Raw genomic sequence first — 23,882 nt, forward strand, 5'->3', positions numbered from 1 at the left:
TTACAAATTGTTAAGACAAACTGTTACTTGAATGATTTCGCCTGTACGATTGAATATTTTTTGACTATTTTCATGACTTAAAGTCAAAGTAGAAGCAGTTTCGGTTTTACCATCTTTGAATTTAATTTCAACTTGATTCGCATTTCCTTTTTTATAAACAATTGGCACTTGACAAACGGTAAACGCTAGACTTCCTTTATCTAAAGTTATTGAATAAGGTTTGTTACCAAAATCTATAAAACTCACGATTTCCTCTTGTTGCAAAAATTGATTTTCATTGAGTAAAGTAGGTTCAAATGAAAGTTGACCATTTTTTATTTTTACACCCAATTCGCCTTTTCGAGTAAGAACATCTTCTTTAACTTGTCCTGTCATTCCAGGTTGTTGCGCACCTCTATGCGAAGGAGTATGCGAGTAAGGATCCGTTGGGAAAGCACCATATACTTCAGGAGATTTATGCACACCAATACCGTCTCCAATTGCAGCATAATGTTTGGACAATGCTAGAATTACGTTATCATCAGCATGATCAGTATGCGCTTTTTCAACTACTTCTTGTACTGCCAAATGCAGTTTGGAAACCATGTGCCAGTAAATAGAACCTAAGCCCTCATAACCAAAGAATGTCCCAGATCTACCCGTAAAAGCTTTGTGATTGAATACATCTTCAAATATTTGAAGAATTTCATCTGCTTCATTTTTGGCCATAACTTTAAATTCTTCGTTATTTTCAAGTTGAACCAAAGCCTCTTTTAGGTCATTTGCATTGTGGAAATTTCCATTAAAATGATAATCTCCTTTTACATCTCTATTGATAATTGCATTGTTTGAAGTTGCAATTAATGTTGTTAATAAAGTAGATTTTTCTACACTTTCTTTAGGAATGCAATTTTTTTCTAAGAATTTTGGTAATTCTTTGTTTGGATACAAAATATAACTGTTTTGATCTGGACGATACAAAGCACTGTTTCTTAAAGCATCTATTATTTCTAATGAGGCTCTTGCATCTAAATATCCTGAACTCAATACAGCAACTTGTCCTTCCAGCATTTCACTCAGGTTCGAAACTACTACTCCATCATTTTCAATAGACATTAAGTTATAAGCGTGATACAATTTATCTGGCCTTTGATTGGCCTGAATCGAATGATCTATGTACGCTAAACTCACTTTAGAAAATTGTTTTAAACCTTCAATTGACAACGTTCTTTTTTTGTCTGAAAATCCATTTTTATAAATATTCAATCTATATTCTGAAGCGGCTAAGCCTAATTGATCTAGGATTTTTTTGCGTTTTTTATCGTCTATTTTACCCGAAAGCACACTCTCATTTGCTAACAAACACTCTCGAATACTTTGATAAAAACTAACCATTTCGGTTGAAATATTTACATATTCTAGTTCAGATTTTTCTAGAATATTTTCGAATGTTTTCAAGAACCTACGCAAGTAACATAGTGTAACCATTGAAACTCCATTTCCTACCAAAGCATTATTAGCATCATTCCACTCTGGTCTTTGGGTATTCATCCAAATTCCGCCTTCTGGGATAAAATTTGACATTTTGGCCAAAACAGTTGCTAATATTTTTTCGATAAAATTTACATGATAAATTTCATTGTTGGCATTAACGATCAGTGCACCATCTGCACCAATTTTTGCCCTTTGTTCATTTATTTTTTTCTCCCAAACGTGATTGTATTCTATGGTATCTTTTGGATTTTTCAAGATATCTTGATACGCTTTTATCGTGTAAGGAACGGCTGCATATACAAAACATTCTTCATCAAAATAAGAATTTAATTTTCCTGGATAGAACTTTTCGATAAACTCTAAAAACTTCAATAAATAAATAATTTGGTGATCCCCCCAATAGCCAATATACGACCAAGGATTATCGGGTTCAATTGCTTCCCAATCAAAACCGCCTTTGGTAACTCTATAAGGGTTATAACCATCAAAAGTTGAAGCATTCAGGAATTTAGAAATCATTCCTTCAATAAAATTGGGATAAGCGTAAGCTAAAGCTTCCCAGTTTTGAAAAATATCTCTCCAGTTTCCTTCGTAATCCAAAATTTTAGAATCGTCTACTTCACTACGAGTATTGATCGAAAATTTATTCCAAGGACGGCTTGGATCTCCGTGTCTGCGGCTAAATTTTAAAGGTAAATATTCCGTACAAAGTCTTATCAAATCTTCATCTTCTTGATTTTGAATCAATTGAAGAAGTTCAATAGAAGAAAACTCATTATTTAAATTATTTAAAAACACCTTATTTTTATCAAACACCTCAGCATTTGCTTTGGCTATATAGTGTGTAAAATCCTTTTTCCCTATTTGATAATTTTCGTCAAAAATACCTCCACGCATTATATTGAAAAGAGAATTAGCAAAATGGCGTGTATCTATTAATTTATCTGCCGTAAATTGCAAACCATCAGCCCCTGCATTCAAAGCGATCAGGTTATGTTTACCTAATTCAACATCATCAATAAGTTGTTGTTCAAGCGTTTTATCATGTTTAATTGACTCACAAAGTTGAATCACTTGAGATTGGTTTTGATTTACATTGGCAATAATTTTCCAATCTTTAGAAGTGTTTTGAGGCAAATGCAACTCATTCGAAATAAAATAAGCTCCTTTTTCGCCTTTTACATCTGTTTCTCCAGTTATTTTTTGCAACTTTCTAAAAGCAGGAAGTTGTTTTGAAGACAATAAATGAGTTGGATTGTTCATTCCCAATGACCAAACAATATTAGCTTTTAGTGCTTCACTTGGCTCAGCTCTATCAACAATAATGGCGCTCAGAGCAAAAATCCCTAAACCACTTTCGGCATTTAATTCGCTTCTTTTATAGGCATCAACTAGATTACTGGTACTATTTTGTAAATCACTGCCTACTCCATGCGGTAGTATATTTTGAATACCGTCTAATACTCGAATAGTATAATCAATAGAAGAGTTGTTTATAATCTCCGATTTCTTTACAAATCCAAAAAGGTTACTAGAACTCCATTGGTATCTAAAAGTCAGTTGCAAATCGTTATGAATCTCTTCGAAAATGACTTTGTTCCCATAGAAGTTTTTGTATAAATTTCGGGTAAGATTGTAGTTTTCATTAAAGCGTTCTGTAAAGGGTTCCCACATCCAAACTTTACCTTCGTGAAGAACCTGAAAAATAGTTTTACTTCCAGTAATATCGGCAAATTCGGTTATTTTATCATCTGTATAATAGGGAAAAAGAGCAAATTCTGCGTTTTTCCTACCTGCTGTAAGTCCACCATTACTTGAAATAAACAACCAATGATTGGAATCACTCACGATGCTCATAAAAAAAGGTCTTATTGTATCGTGGTTTTCGATTTTATAATATTTCTCTCCTTCTAATTCGACTATCTTCATGTTTTTATGCTTTTATATATTTTTATTTCGTGTTTTATAATTACTTATTCTGCCTTTTTTGAAGTTTCAATTATTTTAATTTTCTTAAAACTATTTTGAAGCTTCTTTAATGAATTGCTGTTGCTATATGGATTAAGTTGATGTACTTTTTTTAATAAATAATAAGCTGATCTTGGTTTTAATTGATACATTCCGTTTTCAGTTGTTGGCCCTTTGGCACAAATACCGAACCATTCTTCATTCATATTATTTTTGCCTTTTTCAAAATCAAAAACATAACCACCATTACCCCAAGAAGCGCTTGAATCATGAATGTCTAGATTTGTGGTTTGTCCCATTTTCCACCAACCATCGCTAAATTGAAAAGTAAAACCACCAATACAATTTCCGCTTTTGCCAATACCCGCAGCATTTTCATAAATTTCTTGCCAGTTTCCTTTTAGAATAGTTGCCTGTGCCTTTTGATCTTCTTTATTGGTTATGGCATTAAAAGCATCCGAACCAAATTCAGTAAACAAAATAGGTTTTCCATATTCTTTTTTCACCCTTTCGAATACATCACCAAAAGAGATTCCGCGATACACATTGATTCCAAAAACATCTACATCTGGGCAATCTTTTGCTATTAGATCCAGAAAAAGAAGATCACCATTACAAATTGCAATTGGATGCGAATTATCAATAGTTTTGATGACAACGGCAGCCTCATTAAACAATTGGTACAACGCTTGAGCACGGGCAGTAGATTTTCGGTCTTGCACTGGAATATTCTCTGTTTCGGCACCTTCCCAAAACAAACCGTAATTGTTTTCATTACCCAATAAAAACAATAGCAAGCCTTTGGTGTCTTTATAATCTGAGGCTAATTGTTTGACCTCATTCAAAAGTACTTCGTGAGTACTGGGGTTTGAATATTCGGTATTGGCAACCCAAGTTCCATTAATTGACAAACCATATCGGCCAAATGGATGATTGAGCATCGTATAAATGCCATAGTTCTTATAAATGTATTCAATCCATTTTTTGGGAATACCAGTGTAAACTCGAATGGTATTTACCCCCATATTTTTTAATAATGGCATTTCATTGTCCAATGCCTTTCTGATTATTTCCTCTGGCTGTTCCCAAAGGATATAAGTATAATTTTTGCCAATGGGGAAATAATCCCAATTCATTCCATTGACAATAAAATCTTGTCCGTTAACCTTAAGTTTAAATCCTAATTTACTTTGATTTATCGTAACCTTATCTGCTTGAGAATAAATAGTGGTTGTACAATTCCAAAGGAGCAGTAAAAAAATAATTTTTCGCATAATTATAGCTTAATTTGAACGTTTTTTAAAAATGAAAATCAGAATCTAAAAAACATTAAAATTGGTTTAATTGAGTGTTTAGAAAAAAATACTAGTTTAGAATTTTATGGTTTTATACAATCATAATTCATTCTTGAAAATTAGAATTGAGTTCCGATAATTTCGTATAATGGATTATAAATTGAGATTAACTTTATAAATACAATCAATGTACAAGTAAGTTAGCCTGAGCCAACCTACTTGCAATTGATGCATTTCATTAATTATTTATTGATATACTTTTACGTAATCTACAATCATTGCTGATTGTGTAAAAGCAGGATCAATTGCTCCACCAAGATTTCCGCCCATTGCCACATTTAAGATCATAAAGAAGTTTTTGTGAAATGGTAATGAAGTATCTGAATTGTCAAATGTGAAGTACAATGCTCCGTCTAAATAAAAACGAATGGTTTTTGGAGACCAAATGGTTTTGTAAATATGATACTCGGTATCGGCATTTGCAATTACAGTCGTTTTTACCTTAGCATTACCCCCTGAATTATTAGGATAATGTAGAGCAGATTGTGTTTGAGTTGGTTTTGCTCCCACAAACTCCATAAAATCGATTTCTCCAATTTCTGGCCATGTTCCAGCCGAAGCACCAAGTGACCAGAAAGCAGGCCATGTTCCAGCGCCTTTAGGCATTTTGGCTTTCATTTCGATCGTACCATATTTAAAATCGTACAATCCTTGTGTTTTGATACGAGCCGAAGAATATTCTTTTCCACCAGAAGCTTCTTTTATTGCAGTAATGATAAGGTTTCCACCTTCAACTTTTACGTTTTTAGCTACATTCGTATAGTTTTGAGCTTCATTATTTCCCCATCCATTTGAGCCTGTTCCTAAGTCGTAAGTCCATTTTGCAGGATCTGGCGCACCATCTGTGCTGAACTCGTCTGACCAAACTAGGTTGGTATAAACGGTATCATCAGCAGCAACGGGAGGCGAAGTAGTAAATATTTGGTACCAAGCCAATCCAGTATTATTTGCTTGTACAAAACGAACTACCATTCTGTTTTCTGTAAGTGATAAAATCTCATATTGAGTTGCTCCTGCATAATACCCCATGAAACCACCATCAGAAAAATTCATCACCGTTCCAGTTGTTTGTTTGGCCGCTTCAGGATTTTTAGAAACAACAGAAGTCGAAGGACTTAGCGCTACAATTTTAGTTCCGGTTGTATTGTAAGGTAAACATTGGTCATCACCTCCATTAGTACCACCACCAACACTTTTGTACGAATTTTGGAAAAAAGTATTCCCTTTATTATCGTGTTTGTATTCAATTTTACCTCCTACTAAAGCAAAAGTATAATCACCATCATAGAAACAAGTAGCCGATTTCTCAAAAGGACCTGCTTGATAATAATTGGCAAAATAATTTTTAGCCGCATCACCATCATTTTGACCCACACCGAGATGACCTTTTTCTCCAGCAGCCAAATACCATTTTTTCCCAGTAGCAGTTCCACCTGTTAATAAATTAGTAGATTTTTCATCGCTAAAATTACTCAATACTTTTACATCAACTGTTGTATTGCTAGTCACTCCACCTTTTCCAGATGCAATTATGGTTACAGTATAAGTGTTTACCCCAACCGTTGTAAAAGCGTGCTCTGCAACTCCACCAGGAGAAGTTTCGTTTACACCATCTCCATAAATATATTTATAAGAAATTGCATTATCTGCAGTTGTAGTAAACTTCACTTTACCTGAACCGTCTCCAAATGGAGCTTGATCTGTTACACCTACTATTTCTGCAGTTATTTTTAGATTAGAAGGTGCAACTAATGCCCCGAAAGAATAATTATCTTCCTGACAATTCACCATCAGTAGCAAACTAAAAATGGCTATTATATTTAAAACTATTTTTTTCATGTTCCTTTAATTTAATTAGTTATGAAAATAGACATTGTCTATATATACTGTATTTGCACCTGATGGAGCTCCAACATAAATAAGCTGTGCAATATGAGCTCTTGTTGTTAAACCTGTAAAATCGCTCAATGGAATATCAAGACTCACCCAAGTGTTTTGAGCTGGTGCATTGACAGTAATTTCATGCTCTTTGTCATCGCCACCTGCAAATTTTCCATCTGCTCCAAAATCAACCAATTTTACTTTGAAAGTGGTATAATCAGCAGAATAGACGTCGGTGTGAAAATGAGTCATTGCTGTAGCATCGATAGGTGTTGTTGTAGCTTCGATACCAACAAAATCCAAATTGATATACTTTTTGGCATCATTTCCTGCTAAAACAACTTCTTCAAGAGTTGCATTAGACCAACCCGTTCTCCAAGTATCAACAGCAACATTTGTATAAGCATTACTAAACATCGAAATCACTTTGGATGCTGCTACCGTAGGTGTAGGTGCTGCAGAAGGTCCTGTACTTGTCGCGGCTTGTTTATAAAAATAAATATTATCAATAAATACAGACCCTGTAGCCCAAGGAGTTCCAACAAATTTTAATTGATGAATATCTGCAACTGTTAATCCTTGAGACGTAAATGCTGAAATTGGAATGTCAATACTATTCCATTGACCAGCCACTAGATCTTTTACAACTGGTTTCTCCCCATTTGTTTTACTAATTAAAGAAGTTTCAAGTTTTTGAACATCGGCAGTCCATACATCCATGTGAAGAAATTCCATTCCCGATACATCAACAGATGAACCAAATTGTATCCCTTGGTAACTCAATTTGATATAATTCAGCATTTTGTCTCCATTCAAATCAAATTCAGTCCAACTACTACCTTGACCCCCTTGTCCCCAATCTGGGAAATAATCAGTTCCAGCAACATTTGCATATTTTGAACTGTAAATAGAAATCACATCAGTAGCTAGTCTATTTGGAGGCGTTGCTGCAGAAGCAGAAGGTTTATTAACAACTGTTACTGTAAAATCTTCTGTGTATTCCGTTGTTTTAACAGCAGCGCTTTTAGAAACCACACGAATAGTGTAAACTCCTGCATTTTGATATGTATAAGAAACAGCAGTACCATTATTTCCAGAAATAGGATCTGGTTTTCCAGCTTCGCCAAAATACACATCATAAAATAATGCAAAATCAGCTTTAGCAGTTACCGTTACTTTTTTGGAAACGGCCAAATCATTTGTAATTGTCACTACTAAATTTTCTGGCGCTTTAAACGAGACTACTACTTCTTGAATTACTTCAGTACGTTTTCCGTTTAATGTAGTCCCAACAATTTTAGATTGGTACACCCCTTCTTTATACACATGAGAGACTGTTTCTCCTGGATTAACCATTGCTGGAGTTGTAGTACCATCTCCAAAGTAGATTTCATATTGAGAAACCCCTTCTCCTTTTGGTAAGAAAGTAACTTTACCCGTATTATCCTGCGTAACTGTTGTCAAAGCAGAAATATTGGTTGGTGCTGCTATAGCATCCAAATCAACTGTACTTGTATCATCTGAACAACCCATTGCGATTGCCAGAACAAAAAGACTTATAATAAAATGTATTTTTTTCATAATAATAGTTTTTTAATATCCAGGGTTTTGACTCCAATTTCCATTAGAAAATTGTATTTCCTGCAAAGGAATAGGGAATAATTCATGTTTGCCTGCTACAAATCCAGGGATTGTACCAACAGCTTTACCTGTACGAACTAAATCGAAGAAACGAAACCCTTCACCAACAAATTCAGATCTTCTCTCTTTCCAAATTGCATCTGTTAATGCAGGTCCAGTTGAAGAAATTCTATGATCGGTATCGCCAAAAGCACGATCTCTTACTTGATTCAAATAGCCTTGCGCTTTGGTATCATTTATACCGCCTCTATTCAAAGCTTCAGCAGCCATTAACAATACATCAGCATAACGTATCGATCTGTAATTATTAGGGTTTGTTAAGTTCAAATCTCCTACAGCATTACTACTTCTCAATCTTGGTAAGTATTTTTGATTAAAGTACCCAGTATCTTCATTTCCTTTACCATAAGTAGCACTATTGGCAGTTGCCCAAGCGGCAATATCCAACAAGGAAGCATTTAATCTTGTATCTCCAACTTCGAATGAATTGTACGTTTCTTTGGTAGGAACATTAAAACTAAAACCAGAGGTATATTTTGGTCCAGTATAATTTCGTACTCCACTAAATCCAACAGCTACATTCCCTTCGCTACATTGCAAACATCCAAAACCGGCACCTTCGACATCGGTATATTGTACTTCAAAAATAGATTCTGCTCCGTTTTCACCTGCCATTTCAAAAATAGAAGCGTAATCTGATACTAAAGAATATTTAGACGAAGTAATTACTTGTTCTAATGCAGCAGCTGCTTCTGGAAATTTATTTTGATACAAATAGGCTTTTCCTAATAAAGCAAGCGCAGCACCTTTTGTAGCTCTTCCTGTTTCTGAAGCAGTAGGTGATAAATTTTGAGAAGCATAAATCAAATCGGCTTCGATAGAAGCGTATACTTCTTGAACTGAAGAGCGAGGCACTTTAGTTTCATCTCCTGGCATAAATCTTTTATCTCCATTCATTGGTATTCCACCAAACCATTTAACCAATTCGAAATGGTAGTAAGCTCTAAGAAAACGAGCTTCTCCTATAATTTGTGCTTTACCTTCAAAATCAGTTCTATCTTTAAACTCCAAGATATAATTTGCTCTTTGTACACCTGCAAACATCCAATCCCAAAGATTTTTAAGATTGTCATTTACGGGAGTATGCGTCATATCATCAATCTGCTGAAAACCAATAACATCAGTAGGACTTTCTCCTCCGCACAAAGTATTATCCGATGCTATTTCCCCCATCAAGACATTAATATAACTAGATTGAAGCATGTCATAAGCAGCAATAAGTGCTTTGTCATAATCGCTTTTAGAATTAAAGAAATTCTCTGAATCTATGGAATATTCAATATCACGCTCGATGAAATTATCGCTACAAGAAACGAAAATTGCAGAGAAAAGCGCTAAACTTGTAACTGTAATAAATATATACTTTTTCATTTTTTTACTAATTAAAAATTAACGTTTAAACCTAATAAGTACGTTCTTGGAATTGGATAAAAACCGTAATCGATTCCTCCACCAATAGGCGCACCATTCGAAGCCCCTGGATCATACCCTTTGTATTTTGTAAAGGTGTATAGGTTATTTACTCCTGTGTAAACTCTAAATTTAGAGATTCCAGCTTTTGCAAAATAAGCAGGATCAACAGTATAACCCAACTGTACATTCTGAATCCGAATAAAAGAAGCGTCTTCTACAAAATAATCAGAGAAAACATTATTGGAAGTGGCACTTGTTGTAACTCGTGGTACAGAATTACTTGTTCCTTCACCAGTCCAACGATCTAATACATAATCTAGACGATTTACATCTGTAAGTGTTCTTTCATAATTACGAACCATATCATTTCCTACTGAAGCGAAAGTATAAGCAACAAAATCGAAGTTTTTATAATCCAATTGTACATTGAAACCCATTGTTGCAGCAGCAATTGGACTACCAATATCGGTTCTGTCTAAAGTATTAATTACACCATCACCATTTACATCTACATAACGTAGATCTCCTGCTTGCGCTTCGGCACCTAACGCTACTTGAGAAGGAGCTGCATCGACTTCGGTTTGGTTTTGAAAAATACCATTGGTTTTGTACCCAAAGAAATACCCCATTGGTTTTCCAACTTGCATTCTAGCAGGAGCAGGTTGGCCAACTCCAAATGCACCGCCCTCAATAAAACCAGTTCCATTATTTACTTGGGTTACTTCATTTTGAATAAAAGCCACATTATAACCTAAACTCAAAGTAAGTTTATTTGAAAACGTATTTTTATAATCTATAGCAAACTCAACTCCCGTATTTTTCACATTTCCAGCATTGATTGTAGGGGCACTAGCTCCTGGAGCGGCTGTCCCTAATATTCCAGATACTGGTATATTTGGAATTAATAAATCAGCACGGGTATCAATAAAATAATCGGCTATAATATTGATTTTATTGTCAAACATTTTTAAATCAAGACCCAAATCAAATTTTTTGGCTTGTTCCCATTTTAAATTAGGATTTGGAATTTGACCTGTTGCTAATCCAGCTGTCAAAGTATTGTTGAAAACATAAGTTGCTTCTCCATTTAATTGAGAAATGTATCCGTTGTTTGGAATTTGATCGTTACCAAGTATACCATAACTACCTCTTAATTTCAAGAAATTAACAATTCCATCAGTACCTCCAAAGAAACTTTCGTCAGAAATAATCCAACCAGCCGTCATAGAAGGGAAGAAAGCGATTCTATTATTTGGTCCAAATTTGGTAGAAGAATCTCTTCTTAACATGGCAGACAAAAGGTATTTCCCTTTAAAATCATATTGCAATCGTGCAAAATACGATAATCTTCTTTCGTCATATACATAAGAAGTATTTGGTGCTACAGTAGGTAAACCATTCGCTAGGCTGATATCTGCATAATTCCATGAATTGTAAGGAACATCAAATCCAGTAGCCGAAAGTTGGTTTCCATATTCTTTAAAAACAGTTGTACCCAAGGTACCAACTACATTATGATCACCAATTTTCTTAGTATAATTTCCATATATATCCAATGAATAATTATTATCGAATGTAGCTCTTTGAATCACAGAGCTTCTGTTTACATCAAAAACTTTTCCTCCATAAGATATTTGTTTTGCAAAAATTCTTTCTTGAGAGTTTTGATTATTGAATCCTAAAGTTCCTGTTAATACAAATGCATCCGTAAACTTATAATCTAAACCAACAACTCCGTTTAGTTTTGTCAGTTCATATTCATTAAAAGTGTTCGCTATTTGAGCTAAAGGATTGATAATTTCTATCCCTAAACCAGCAGTACTTGGCACTAATGAATAATCCCCATTGCTATCATAAGGACTTTGTGTGGAAGGTACATTCAATGCATTGAACAAAACAGATCCTAAACCATTATCATTTATAGTTTTTCTGGACTGTAAAGTATAAATCGCATTGGTTTTAAATTTTAATTTATCGGTAATATCTGCACCTAAGGAAATCCTTGCCGTATTTCTTTCAAATCCAGATTTATCACCACCGATGATACCTTCTTGACCTAGGTGAGAGGCACTGAAAGCATAAGTAATTTTATCAGAACCACCAGATATTGACAGATCATAATTGATAATAGGTGCTGGATTAAAAATTTCTTTTTGCCAGTTTGTTCCTTCACCTAATCCTGAAACGTTTGGATAAGGCAAAGCTTTTCCACCATTAGCATAGCTTTCGTTTAATAACAATGCATATTCGGTAGCGCTTAACGTTGGTAAAATTCTACTGGATTCTTGAATACCTGTTGAAGAATTGAAAGAAATTTTAGCTTTAGAATTCTTTTTACCACTTTTAGTAGTAACAAGTATAATTCCATTTGCACCAAGTACACCATAAATAGCCGCTTGAGCATCTTTCAATACTGTTAATGATTCAATATCACCAGGGTTTAATGTACTTATATCCCCTTGATATCCATCAATAATCGCTACTGGTTTGTTTTCTCCATTTGTTGCTATACCACGTATACGCACACTAATATCAGCTCCTGGTGCACCACCAACAGTGGTTACATTTACTCCAGCAACGGTTCCTTGTAGTGCTTGTTCAACTTTCACTGGTCTTAGTGCTTCAATAGTTTTGCTATTGACCACACTTACAGCTCCTGTTACTTGTTTCTTTTTTACGCTTCCGTAACCAATTACTACAACTTCATTTAAGGTCTTCGCTTCGTCTTCTAAAAAGATATCCACTTTAGAATCGTTTGCTGTAGTTTTATATTCTCTTGTTTTGTAACCTACGTATGAAAAAACTAGAGTAGATCCAGGAGTAACTCCTTTGAGCAAAAATTTACCGTCAAAATCGGTAGAAACCGTATTCCCAGAATTCTTGTCTGAAATATTTACCCCGTATAAAGGAATACCGGTATTTCGTTCTTTTACTGTTCCTGCAATATCCTTCTTTTGAGCAAAACCAAAAGCTGAAAAAAGCAAAAAGATAATTAATAAATGATTTGACTTCATAATTCAAATGTTTAAGTTAGTGAGTAACAAACTTATTAAGAAGTACTATGAAATCTATAAAACCAACCTCAACAAAAAACATACAATTTAAAAATATTTGCTTTTTTTTACGAATTCCTCATAAAATGCCTTTTATACAAGCGAATATAAAAATATTAATTTCACATAAATCCAAAAAAATACCACAACTATCACGTTAATGTTGTGGTAATGTATAGGTGTTTTTAGTAAAGAAGCATATACCTATACCTCCATTATATACTCTACAAGTCCTTGATCATGCAACAAATTCATTTTTTTACGCAAACGATATCTTTTTATTTCTACACTACGTACAGATATGTTAAATAAAGGAGCTACTTCCTTAGAAGTTAGGTTCAATCTTAGATAAGCGCATAATCTCAAATCGTTCGGAGTTAGCGTAGGATGCAATAGTTTTATTCTTTTTAGAAAGTCTTTATCCGCATTATCAAAAGCTTCTTTGAATACACTCCAAGAATCTTCTTCGCTAATGTTTTTATTAATGGTACTAATCACCGATTTTAAATTATTGGTTCCATTTTCGGGCGACTTTTTCAAATCTTCTTTGATAAAGGCTAATAGTTCATTTTTACTATTCAAACTCATCGTTGAAACGGCTAATTCTCGATTTTTAGAATCTACATCTAAAGAAAGCTGGTCATTTCTTAATTTCATCATTTTTTGCTCGTTTTCTAGCTCTTGTATTTCTAATAATAAATTATTTTCTTCAATTAGTTTTTCTCTTTGTTTTCTATAATAATTTAAATACGCTTTATTTATAAAATGAGCCATAAACAACAACAGAATAAAATAAATAAAAACAGCCAAATTAGTGCTGTACCATGGCTTTAAAACCGTAAAATGATAAACTCCTATTTCTTTTAAAATTGAATTGGCAAATTTCGCCCTTACTTTAAAAGTATAATCGCCTGGAGATAAATTTTTAAAACTAACAACTGTTTTAGTGCTCCATCCACTCCAATCCTCCTGGAACCCCTCTAATGAATATTGATATTCCGCATTGATAAACTTATTATATTCCGGAATAGAATAATTAAAAGTAATGTTATTAAAATCGTGATCGAAAGTCCCTTGGTCAATTAAGTTTCCGAATATAGGATTTTCATTTTGCTTATTAACCGATACAGAAGTTATTGAAACAGCATAATTTTTAAAACTAAAATCATCCAAATTCATCATATAATAACCATCTGTAGTTCCTATTAAATATACTGAATAAGAAATTCGAGAAATATTTTCAAAACCCAACATGGAGTTTGTTAAAGAAGCAGGAATTGGTATTACATTTTTTTTAAGCTGATTGCTCATTTTGCTCAAAGAAAAATAATGAATGTAATTTTTAGAGAAAAGCCAAATTTTATTAGAATTATCTACAATTAACTTACCGGATGTGTATTGATCATTTTTAAAAACAGAACTCAGCAAATCATCTTTTATAAAAAGTTTAGTTTTGGGATTTAATTTAAAAATACCTTCTTTATTTGCATAATAAATTAAATTATTAAACTGAATCAAACTGGCATTTTTTCCTTTTCTTGGCGATTCATAAGAAAAAATAGTACTTGCATTTTTCAGTTCTTTATCCAATTGAAATCGAAACACCCCTTGATTTTCATGACTCACATAAACTTCTAATGCATTGGTAATTTCTAAAAATCGGGAAGAGTAATCAAATCCTTTGACTTTATTTCTAAAAACCCACTGATTATTAACTTTTTCTAATACCGATATTCCATAATAATTACCTTGCAGCAATAGATTATCATGATGAGGTACCGTCTCTAATTTCCATGTACCTGAATTTGAAAAAATACATTTAGCAGAAGCATTATCAATTAAAAAAGTACCAGAATCATGCCCACAAAAAAGAGTCCCTTTATATTCAAATAAAGACCAAACTTGACCTTTGGTTCCTTTTATAAATGTAAACTCTTCTTTGCTATTGAAATTTTTATAAAACAATCCTTGATTGGTTCCAATGTAAAGTTTATCCTTATATAAAATCGAAGCATAAACAGTCCCCAAAACGCCAGTATCATCTGTTAAACTTTTTATTGGAGAATTCAAATTGATACAATTAATTCCATTGTCCAATCCTACCCATAGATTTTCATCTACGTCTTCAAACAACGATAATGCAGTATTATTGCTTAAACCTTTGTTTTGAGAAATATGGTATTGCAATTTTCCTTCTTTAGATAATATAAATACACCATTCGATACTGTTCCTATGGCAAATCTCCCATCTGAAAGTATTAAACTACTATACACACTACTGGTTTCTATTTGAGAATCTGCTTCGGTATTAAATTTTGATACCGAGTTTCCTACAACTTTATAAAATCCATTCAATTGGGTTTGCACAAGTAACCCATCACTTATTTCAAAAACATTAATAATTCTGTTTTTTATTAAAATTGGGTTGCTTGAAACCAAATGTGCTGTTCCGCGTTCTAATTCAAACAAACCTTCGCCAACGGTTTGAAAAAAAATGGAATTATTTGTACCGTATGATTTAGTTATAAAACTTTTCGCAGTAATAATTTTAAACGTTTCTGTTTTAGAATCATAAATATAAATACGATTCAGAGATTGAAAAATAACCCACTGATCGTAATTTAAGATATTCCAAAAATTCTCATCATTGAGCATTTGTTTTTTCATGCCCTTACTCAGCGAAGTATAGTTCAATCTACCATTGGTTTGTCGTGTCCAAAAACCAAATTCCATATAGCAGCCAGTATAAATTCGATTATTTATAACTTTCACAGATCTAATAATGGTTTCGTTTGGAGAAGGATACAATTGCCAATTTGCTCCATTAAACTCTAATAAACCAACATTATTTGCCGCATAAACAAATTGGTTTGGAGATTGTGAAATCATCCAGTTTTGATTTCCAGCCCCATAAAAACTAGGAGCAAATTTCAAAATTGGAGGCAATTCTTGCGAAAAAATCACAGAGAATATAAAAAACAACAGAAAGGAGTATTTTGTTTTCAAAGAAGATGTGGTATTTAGATTAAAGACTACTTATTGAAATAATAACATTTTAATAAGTTAAATAATAATTTGGCACTAACTCAACTATTATTAAAAATACAAATCACTAAACAAAAATAGGATAAAAAACCAATAATCGAATAGAATATGTGCTATTTAATAGCATAAGCTTAGTTTAACCCATATTCTGAATTAGAAATCCACTACATATAGATCCTTCATCAAAACCAATTACTCACTTCTATTTTTAAAACCGAAAGACAAAAGTGTTTCATCTTTAAAAAATAGTTCGTCAGCACTTGTTAAATATTGAAAAATTCAGTGTTGTAATGAAGTCTAACACAGAATCTGATTTAAAATAAAAAAAAGCGTCTCGGGAATCCGAGACGCTTTTAACAAAACAATTAAATGTAAAAAAATTAATTCGTTCTAAATCTCCAAGTTTGGCCAATTGTTTCTCCTCCTTTATCATCCTTAACAACAATTTTCCAAAAATATTCTTTTGAAGCCACTACATTTACATCAAGAATTGTAGCATCTTGATTTAAACCAACTTTTTCTGTTGGAGGATTCGTTGTTCCAAAATAAACATCATAAACAAGTTTGTCCTTAGTATCTACATCCTTTGCTGTCCATTGCAACTGAACCGTTTTTGAGCTCAAAACTGAATTTAATTCTGGCGAAACAAGATCTGGTGCGAAAGGTAAATAATTAACCACACCATCTCCCGATGTATAAAAACTAAAAATAGCGGAATAGGTACTTGATAAATTTTCATTATCTGTTGATTTCACTCTCCAATAATAAGCAGTAGCTTTTTCTAAAGTAAAGTTTTGATACGTTGCTGAACTCTCAGCTGTCATTACAATATGAGCAAAATCTTTATCTTTAGCTACTTGTATTTGGTAAATTACCGGATCATTATTTGAATCTACAGTTGCATTCCATTGAAAACTAACAGCATTGTTGGTGCACAATTTATTGTTTACCGGCGAAACCAATGTTGGTGTTGTAGGCGCTACATTCACAGTCTCTGAAGGAGCGTCTTCATTTCCGCAAGAGATCAAAAATGCACTAATGACAGATAAATATATAAACTTTTTCATCTTTATTTTTTTATAATTTTTAAATAGGAAGGAGTATCTAAATATACTTTTACAATATAAATACCAGCTGTTTGCCCTTCAAGACTCAATCTTACAACTCCATTTTCTAAAGGATACGATTTGCTAGAAATAAACACAGAATTTAAAGTGTATAAATCAATAACGACCTCTTTTCTAATAGTTGGAATCGCAATTTCAAAACTTCCAGAAGTTGGGTTTGGATATGCCGAAGATGAATATAATATCCCTTCTATATTCTTAGCATAAGTCCCTTCACATACTTTAGCCGTTTTTACTTCTAACAAACTTTCCTTGTTTACATCTAAAGTAAAAGTAGAAAAAGGGGTTTCAAATTGTTCTTCACCATCCAAATAAACTTTATATGGAGCAGTACCTTCAGTCATTACAACCTTAAGTTTGTTATAAGAAGATTTACTGGTTTTTCCTGTAATAGTAGACCCTTGTGGGACAACCGCAGTAAAGCTTTGAACAGAAGATTCTCCTTTTACAGAAATTGAAATAGTATAAATTCCAGGAGCAAGATTAAAAACTCTTAAACTGTTTGTTGTAAACTCATAGCTTTTATCATTAATAATTGCTATATAAGTATGCGACTCTACAGCTTTAATATTAATTTCTCCATTTTTCTCTCCCAAACATGTTTCTCCAGTTGTTTCAATTGTGAAATTATTTGATTTAAAATCACGAACAACATTCAAACTTATAGTAGTACTTCCACTTCCTAAACTATTTGTACCTGTTACGGTATATAGTGTTGACAGAGTCAATGTTGATGGAGTACCACTAATTGCAGCTGTTGTAGTATCAAAACTTAATCCTGCTGGTAAAGCTGGGCTTATACTATACCCATTTACAGGTACTAAACCGCCACTATTATTGATTGACAAAGGATAAATTGGTTTTCCTAATGGGTAGATTTGCGCTGTAACACCATAACTTAATACGGGTTCCTTAGCAATTTCTACCATCTTAACATCATCAAAATAATAGATTTTCTCCGTTCCATTTGAACCAAATCCGAAGAAAATAGTTGCTTTATCATAATTATAAGCAAGATTCATGGCAGCAGTTCCTGAAACAGGTTTTGCAAAATCAAATACTATTGTTTCCCAACCTTTTGCATTGGTAACAGTACTTTCTGTTTCTATAGTGTGGTTTTTATCAGCATGATCTTCAACTTTTAATCGAACGATAGTTCCTGCATCTGGAGACCAAATACGAACGCTCATTTTGGTTACACTAATTGAAAAAGGAATTTTATTTTTAAATCCTAAACCTGCAGCAGCAGAAATAGTTGTTCCTGCCCAAGTCTCTGATACAGCAGGTTTCACTACTTTGGCCACTTTGTTTGTTGCCAATGTTGGATCAATTACAACGGTAGAACCTTCAGCACCACCAAATCCTAGTAATGAATAATCTACAGTAGCATTATCAAAAGTAACCGGTAAATCCATTTGTGCTAACACTGTTGCCGCATCTTTCCAGAAATAAAAATTATCTAAAAACACATTTGAACCTTGTTTTTCAGAAGTTAACTTCATTTGAAACACTTTAGACAGATCAACACCTGGCATAGTAGTGGAATTCAAATCAACATCAAAACTGTTCCATCCTGTTTTAGTAGGTGTGAACTTGAGAGCAGCTTCTACACTTCCACCAGGCGTTTGTTGAACAAGAGCTAGGCTAATTGATTTTGCATCATTAAACCATAAATCAATATGAACTTTATTCATATCCAAGACATTGAAAACTTCTCCGTCAGGAAGTGTAATCCCTTGGTAAGTGAAATTTTCTAATTTTCGCACTTTATCACCAGCTACAATTACCACGTCCGATACTACAGTAGATTGTCCCCAACATTGACACCAGTTTCCTTCTTTGTATACTGCATAAGAATCACTAAAAATAGATTTAACTTCTGCTGCATTTCTTACAGGAGGTATTGGAGCAGCAACCGTTGGGTTGTCAACTGGAGGAGCTACATAGTTAGGATCAAAAAGTTTTTTGGCAGAAAATTTAATATCGTCAAAATACAAAACTACATCTGCATTTCTAACTGGATCAGTATCTGATCTGAAATCAGGAAAAACAACAAATTTGTTAATCTGAGTGGCATCACCGCTTTTAATAAATGGCGAAATATCAAAAGTCATTAACTCCCATTCATTAATTTTTGTATTATTCTTTTTAATTTCGAAAGTTGTACCGTTATAGCTTGTAGCCATTTTAATTCCAACTGGACTAATAACCGATTTGTACACCATCATGGTTACTGTTGTAGATGTAGCATCTAACTCCCAAGTCCCAATACTTCCTCCTGTCGTTTCACATCCAGCCCAACGTTGTCCCGTTGGAACAGCTGTAAATTTACCCACCTTGTCTGACGTATTTATTCCAGTTTTTGAAGGGTTGCTCGCAAATTCAAATCCAGTTTGGCCTGGGTTTTCAAAAGAATCCCAAGTACCTACAACACTGCCTGTTTCAAAAGAAACCAAATAGTTAGTAGATGGGGCAACTGGAATCGAAGCTTGTTTAACATCATCAAAATAATAAGTCGAATTGGCACTTCCGTCTCCAATAGTTCCAAAATCAAATATGAAAACCATAAAATCGGCTACATTATTGGTCCCTACTTTTGTAAAATCAAAAGTTAATTCTTCCCAAGTATTGGCAGTAGTAACCCCTGTGGATTCTTGTTCAAAATTTCCAGCCGTACCTTCAAATTTTAATAAAAGTTTTTTTCCAGCAACTGGAGACCAAACTTTTACTTTAAATATTTTATTGGTTGAGAAATCTACTGGTGTAGCCATTTTAATTTTGCTACCTGCCCACATTGCCCCAGCACCTTTCACCATTTTGGCAACATTGGCACTTGTATTGATACCGTTACTTTGCGGATTAGTTACTTTAGTTGTTACACCACCATCAAAATCAACAAAAGCATAAGTAGCTGCTTCAAAATCTAATGGAAGAGTAGCTCCTGAAACCGCAACCGAACCGGCTGATTGTGTGATTTCGTCAAATAGATATGTTGAATTGGCGCTTCCATCTCCTGCAGTTCCCAAATCAAATATAAAAACCATATCTGAAGCCGTATTGGTTGTACTCACATTCGAAAAATCAAACGTTAGTTCTTCCCAAGTATTTGCAGCTGTTACTCCTGCTGATTCTTTTTCAAAATTACCATTAGGACTTTCAAATTTTAATAATAGTTTTTTACCAGCAACTGGTGACCATACTTTTACTTTAAATATTTTTTTAGTCGAAAAATCTACTGGAGTAGCCAAAGTAAGTTTACTTCCTCCCCATGGTTGACCAGCCCCTTTTATCATTTTGGCAACAGTAGCTGTGGTGTTAATTCCTGTTTTGTTAGGGTTAGCTATTGTAGTAGTAGCACCACCATCAAAACCAACAAAAGCAAACGTTCCTGTTTCAAAATCTAATGGAAGCGTTGGCCCAGTTACCACTGGCGGTGTAGTAACGGGTTGAGTAATTTCGTCAAAATAATAAGTCGAATTAACACTTCCATCACCAACGGTGCCTAAATCAAATATGAAAACCATATTATCATTCAAGTTATTTACACCGGCAACTCCTGTATAATCAAACGTAAGTTCTTCCCAAGTATTAGCAGCTGTAGTCGCCGCTTCTTTTTCGAATGCTGCTCCAGCGCCTTCAAATTTTAATAATAGTTTTTTACCAGCAACTGGTGACCATACTTTTACTTTAATTATTTTCTTTGTAGAAAAATCTACTGGAGAAGCCATTTTAAGTTTACTTCCAGCCCATGGTTGACCAGCTCCTTTTACCATTTTGGCTACTGTAGTTGTAGTGTTGATTCCTGTTTTGTTTGGGTTTGCAACTGTAATAGCGGCACCTCCGTCAAAATCGACAAAAGCAAATGTTCCTGTTTCAAAATCTAGTGGAAGCTTTGGTCCTGTTACAATTGGAGGTGTACCACTACAAGCAGTTCCAACTTCATATTTAATGTATTTGGTAACCGATTGACCTCCTGCATAAGCGAATTTACAAGCATAACTAATCAAAGAACCCGCCTTTTGACCCGTTAATTTTGCTTTGAATATTTTACTTCCAGCAGGATCGTTAACCATAGCTGTCTCTTCAAAAGGGCTTTCTTTCCATAAACCAACAACTAGGCCATCTTTTGCATCCAGTAACTCAAAAGCAATATTAACATCTGTTCCAACAGTTTCAAAATTAGCCTTGTAACCAGTTGTAAACGAACCTTGACTTGCTTCAGTCAAAACAGCATCACAAACAAGTACTGGTGAAGGAACAGAAGTTTTCGAGAAAGTAATATTGTCAAAGTAAGAAACATTTTCAGTAGATCTAGCTTGATAATCCAATGAAATCATCATTGTTACTATATCTGTCGATTGAATTTTTCCAATTTGATTGTAAAATTCAAATGATAGCTCTTCCCATTCATTGATTTTCGTGTTTTTTACTTTAATCTCTCCTAGCGAACCTCCATCCGCTACAGCAAATTTTAATGCAACATCACTTATAACGGTTTTGTAAACCATAATTTTTACTAAAGAATTTTTAGTATCTAAAGTAAACTTTCCTATATCATTCGTTTTACATCCTGCCCATGGAGCACCTGCAACAGTCGCTGTGTATTTACCAACAGTTGCTGATGTATTAATTCCTGAAGCATTAGGATTAGTCACTTTTTCGTATCCTTCAGGTCCAGTGCCATTCTCAAAATTTGCAAATGTCCAAGATGCACCATGCTCTCCAGTTTCAAAAGTAACAGGGGCATTCATTGCCATTGAAGCATCTACTTCTTTTACAAAATAAATATTATCTAAGTAAACAGTTGTTCCAGCAGTTACGGATTCAAATTTTAACTCTTTAATACTTATTTTATCTACACTCGTATAGTCAGATAAAATAATATCAATTGAATTCCAACCCGTTAAGGAAGGATTCACAGTTACGCTTTGTTCAGCCCCTGTTGTAGGAACCAAAAACACTTTCAAAGCATTACAATCTGGAGACCAGACATCCAAATGAAGTTTTGTCATTTTGGAAACATCAATTGGACTTTGCAATACAACTCCTTGGTAATTGAAATTAGAGTATTTTTTGGTAGCATTTCCAGAGACAAGAACCTCTTCATATACGGTTGATTGCCCCCAACCTGGATTCCAATTGGTTCCTGCCAAATCAGTATAGGCACCACCGCTAAAAAGCGAAATCACGTTAGCTGTAGCGGCTGTTGGTGTTGCAGCAGCTGCAGTTGGACTGGTTGGTTTAATTCCATCACAATAGCTACCTACCTCATATTTTATGTATTTTGTTACAGACTGTCCCCCTGCATAAGCAAATTTACAAGCATAACTTATTACATCACCAGGCGTTTGTCCAGTAATTGTTTTAGTGTAAATTTTAGAGCCAACAGGATTGTTTGTCATTGGTATATCCTCAAAAGGAGTTTCTCTCCACAATCCAACAACTAATCCATCTTTTTGATCTAGTAATTCAAAAGAAATATTCACATTTGTCCCTACTGTTTCAAATTTTGTTTTGTAGCCAACAGTAAATGAACCTTGTTGAGCATCTGTTAAAATAGCATCACACGCCACAACTGGTGGAGCAACCAAAGATTTCGAAAAAGTTATATTATCAAAATAGCTAATACTTTGATCAGTTCTATCTCTAAAATCCATAAAGAAAACAATCTGATCAATTGCTCCAGAAGTGGCTTGACCAATTTTTCCTGAAAAATCAAAAGTTAATTCTTCCCATTCATTAATTTTGGTATTTGCTACTTTAATCTCTCCTGTAGAACCTCCATCAGCTACAGAAAATTTTATACCAACATCACTTATAACCGATTTGTAAACCATTATTTTTATGGTACAATTAGAATAGTTGAGTTTAAAAGTACCAAGATCCGCAGCATGTTTAGATTCACAACCGGCCCATGCGGCAGCTCCTGCCGTAGTGGTTGACAAAGCAGTAAATTTACCAACTGTTGCTGAAGTATTTATTCCAGAAACACTAGGATTGGCTACTTTTTCATAGCCCTCTGGTCCAGTACCATTCCCAAAATTGGCAAAAGTCCAACCAGAGCCATATCCTCCAGATTCAAAGGTTATAGGCGCATTTTGCGAAAAACCCAATGCATAAAGCATTAAGAAAATCAACAAAGTAATTTTTTTCATATGGTTTAGTTTTAAGTTTCTCAAATTTAGTTCAGAAACAAAAAAACCTTTACAAAAACTAGTATGTAAAAACTATACCAAAAAAATAATATAAGTAAATAACCAATATTCTCTTGTATTCACAAGTCTAAATCTGTTTTTAAAATGATTCTTTGTAACAGCTTCATAATAGGTTATTTTGTAAAAAATGATAAATGATGTAGTAATGTATAGGTATTTACGAAAACGTTGTATTAAATATTATTTAAAATTATAACACTATAAAAATCATATTTATAAATAAATGGCCTTAATTTGAAATTATCTTAATTATTTATAACATATTATACCCAACTTTTAATGCGATTTTGTAGTTTAAAAGAACTATAAAATCAAATATCATAATAGCTAAATAAAAAATCAAGATGTAAAACACTAAACAAAAGCTATTATTAACCCGTTGCGTGAAATCATTTTTTACCACATAGAATTTATAGTTTTTAAAAGAAAAAAATAGACGTTTTACTATTCACATAGCTATACTATTTGTGAAATAGTACTATTTCAATATATTCTTTACCTATTTAGCATTAACCTATGATTCTATGTATTTAAATTTTTATTTTATTAGAATTTCACCCAACGAGCTATTATTAGTATTTAATTCGCAAAAACATGTTTTTGAATGCTATAAATAAAAAATAGTAGTGAAATTTTATGTTATAAAACAAA

General features: G+C 33.6%; 9 protein-coding genes. All 9 read right to left on the reverse strand.

From position 1 onward, the window contains the following. Positions 1–3,402 (reverse strand): 1,3-beta-D-glucan phosphorylase, GH149 family, encoded by a 3,402-nt coding sequence (locus OYT91_RS07940; RefSeq protein WP_281240211.1) that lies wholly within the window; start codon positions 3,400–3,402, stop codon positions 1–3. Between the two features lie 44 nt (positions 3,403–3,446). Further along, positions 3,447–4,715: a glycoside hydrolase 5 family protein gene (locus OYT91_RS07945; protein ID WP_281240212.1), complete on the reverse strand. Its 1,269-nt coding sequence runs from the start codon at positions 4,713–4,715 to the stop codon at positions 3,447–3,449. 267 nt (positions 4,716–4,982) lie between these two features. Further along, positions 4,983–6,635 (reverse strand): family 16 glycosylhydrolase, encoded by a 1,653-nt coding sequence (locus tag OYT91_RS07950; protein ID WP_281240213.1) that lies wholly within the window; start codon positions 6,633–6,635, stop codon positions 4,983–4,985. A gap of 15 nt (positions 6,636–6,650) precedes the next feature. Further along, on the reverse strand, positions 6,651–8,258 hold the full coding sequence (locus OYT91_RS07955) for a hypothetical protein (protein ID WP_281240214.1): 1,608 nt from the start codon (positions 8,256–8,258) through the stop codon (positions 6,651–6,653). Positions 8,259–8,270: 12 nt separating this feature from the next. Then, positions 8,271–9,749 carry a RagB/SusD family nutrient uptake outer membrane protein gene (locus OYT91_RS07960; protein ID WP_281240215.1) on the reverse strand — a complete coding sequence of 493 codons (1,479 nt, stop codon included), beginning with the start codon at positions 9,747–9,749 and terminating at the stop codon, positions 8,271–8,273. An 11-nt stretch (positions 9,750–9,760) separates the two neighbouring features. Beyond that, complete coding sequence (locus OYT91_RS07965; RefSeq protein WP_281240216.1) at positions 9,761–12,805, reverse strand: SusC/RagA family TonB-linked outer membrane protein; 3,045 nt, start codon at positions 12,803–12,805, stop codon at positions 9,761–9,763. A gap of 243 nt (positions 12,806–13,048) precedes the next feature. Then, positions 13,049–15,850 (reverse strand): triple tyrosine motif-containing protein, encoded by a 2,802-nt coding sequence (locus OYT91_RS07970; RefSeq protein WP_349293198.1) that lies wholly within the window; start codon positions 15,848–15,850, stop codon positions 13,049–13,051. Positions 15,851–16,269: 419 nt separating this feature from the next. After that, the gene (locus OYT91_RS07975) at positions 16,270–16,956 is read right to left on the reverse strand and encodes a glycoside hydrolase family 78 protein (RefSeq protein WP_269222268.1); all 687 of its coding nucleotides are present in this window, start codon (positions 16,954–16,956) and stop codon (positions 16,270–16,272) included. A 2-nt stretch (positions 16,957–16,958) separates the two neighbouring features. Then, positions 16,959–23,171: a T9SS type A sorting domain-containing protein gene (locus OYT91_RS07980; RefSeq protein ID WP_281240217.1), complete on the reverse strand. Its 6,213-nt coding sequence runs from the start codon at positions 23,169–23,171 to the stop codon at positions 16,959–16,961. Positions 23,172–23,882 lie beyond the last annotated feature (711 nt).

The sequence above is a fragment of the Flavobacterium praedii genome (genome assembly GCF_026810365.1).
GTDB lineage: Bacteria > Bacteroidota > Bacteroidia > Flavobacteriales > Flavobacteriaceae > Flavobacterium > Flavobacterium praedii.

Excerpts from the sequence above, each read along its gene's own strand:
- OYT91_RS07940 (WP_281240211.1), bottom strand. The coding sequence starts at position 3,402 with ATGAAGATAGTCGAATTAGAAGGAGAGAAATATTATAAAATCGAAAAC.
- OYT91_RS07945 (WP_281240212.1), bottom strand. The coding sequence starts at position 4,715 with ATGCGAAAAATTATTTTTTTACTGCTCCTTTGGAATTGTACAACCACT.
- OYT91_RS07950 (WP_281240213.1), bottom strand. The coding sequence starts at position 6,635 with ATGAAAAAAATAGTTTTAAATATAATAGCCATTTTTAGTTTGCTACTG.
- OYT91_RS07955 (WP_281240214.1), bottom strand. The coding sequence starts at position 8,258 with ATGAAAAAAATACATTTTATTATAAGTCTTTTTGTTCTGGCAATCGCA.
- OYT91_RS07960 (WP_281240215.1), bottom strand. The coding sequence starts at position 9,749 with ATGAAAAAGTATATATTTATTACAGTTACAAGTTTAGCGCTTTTCTCT.
- OYT91_RS07965 (WP_281240216.1), bottom strand. The coding sequence starts at position 12,805 with ATGAAGTCAAATCATTTATTAATTATCTTTTTGCTTTTTTCAGCTTTT.
- OYT91_RS07975 (WP_269222268.1), bottom strand. The coding sequence starts at position 16,956 with ATGAAAAAGTTTATATATTTATCTGTCATTAGTGCATTTTTGATCTCT.
- OYT91_RS07980 (WP_281240217.1), bottom strand. The coding sequence starts at position 23,171 with ATGAAAAAAATTACTTTGTTGATTTTCTTAATGCTTTATGCATTGGGT.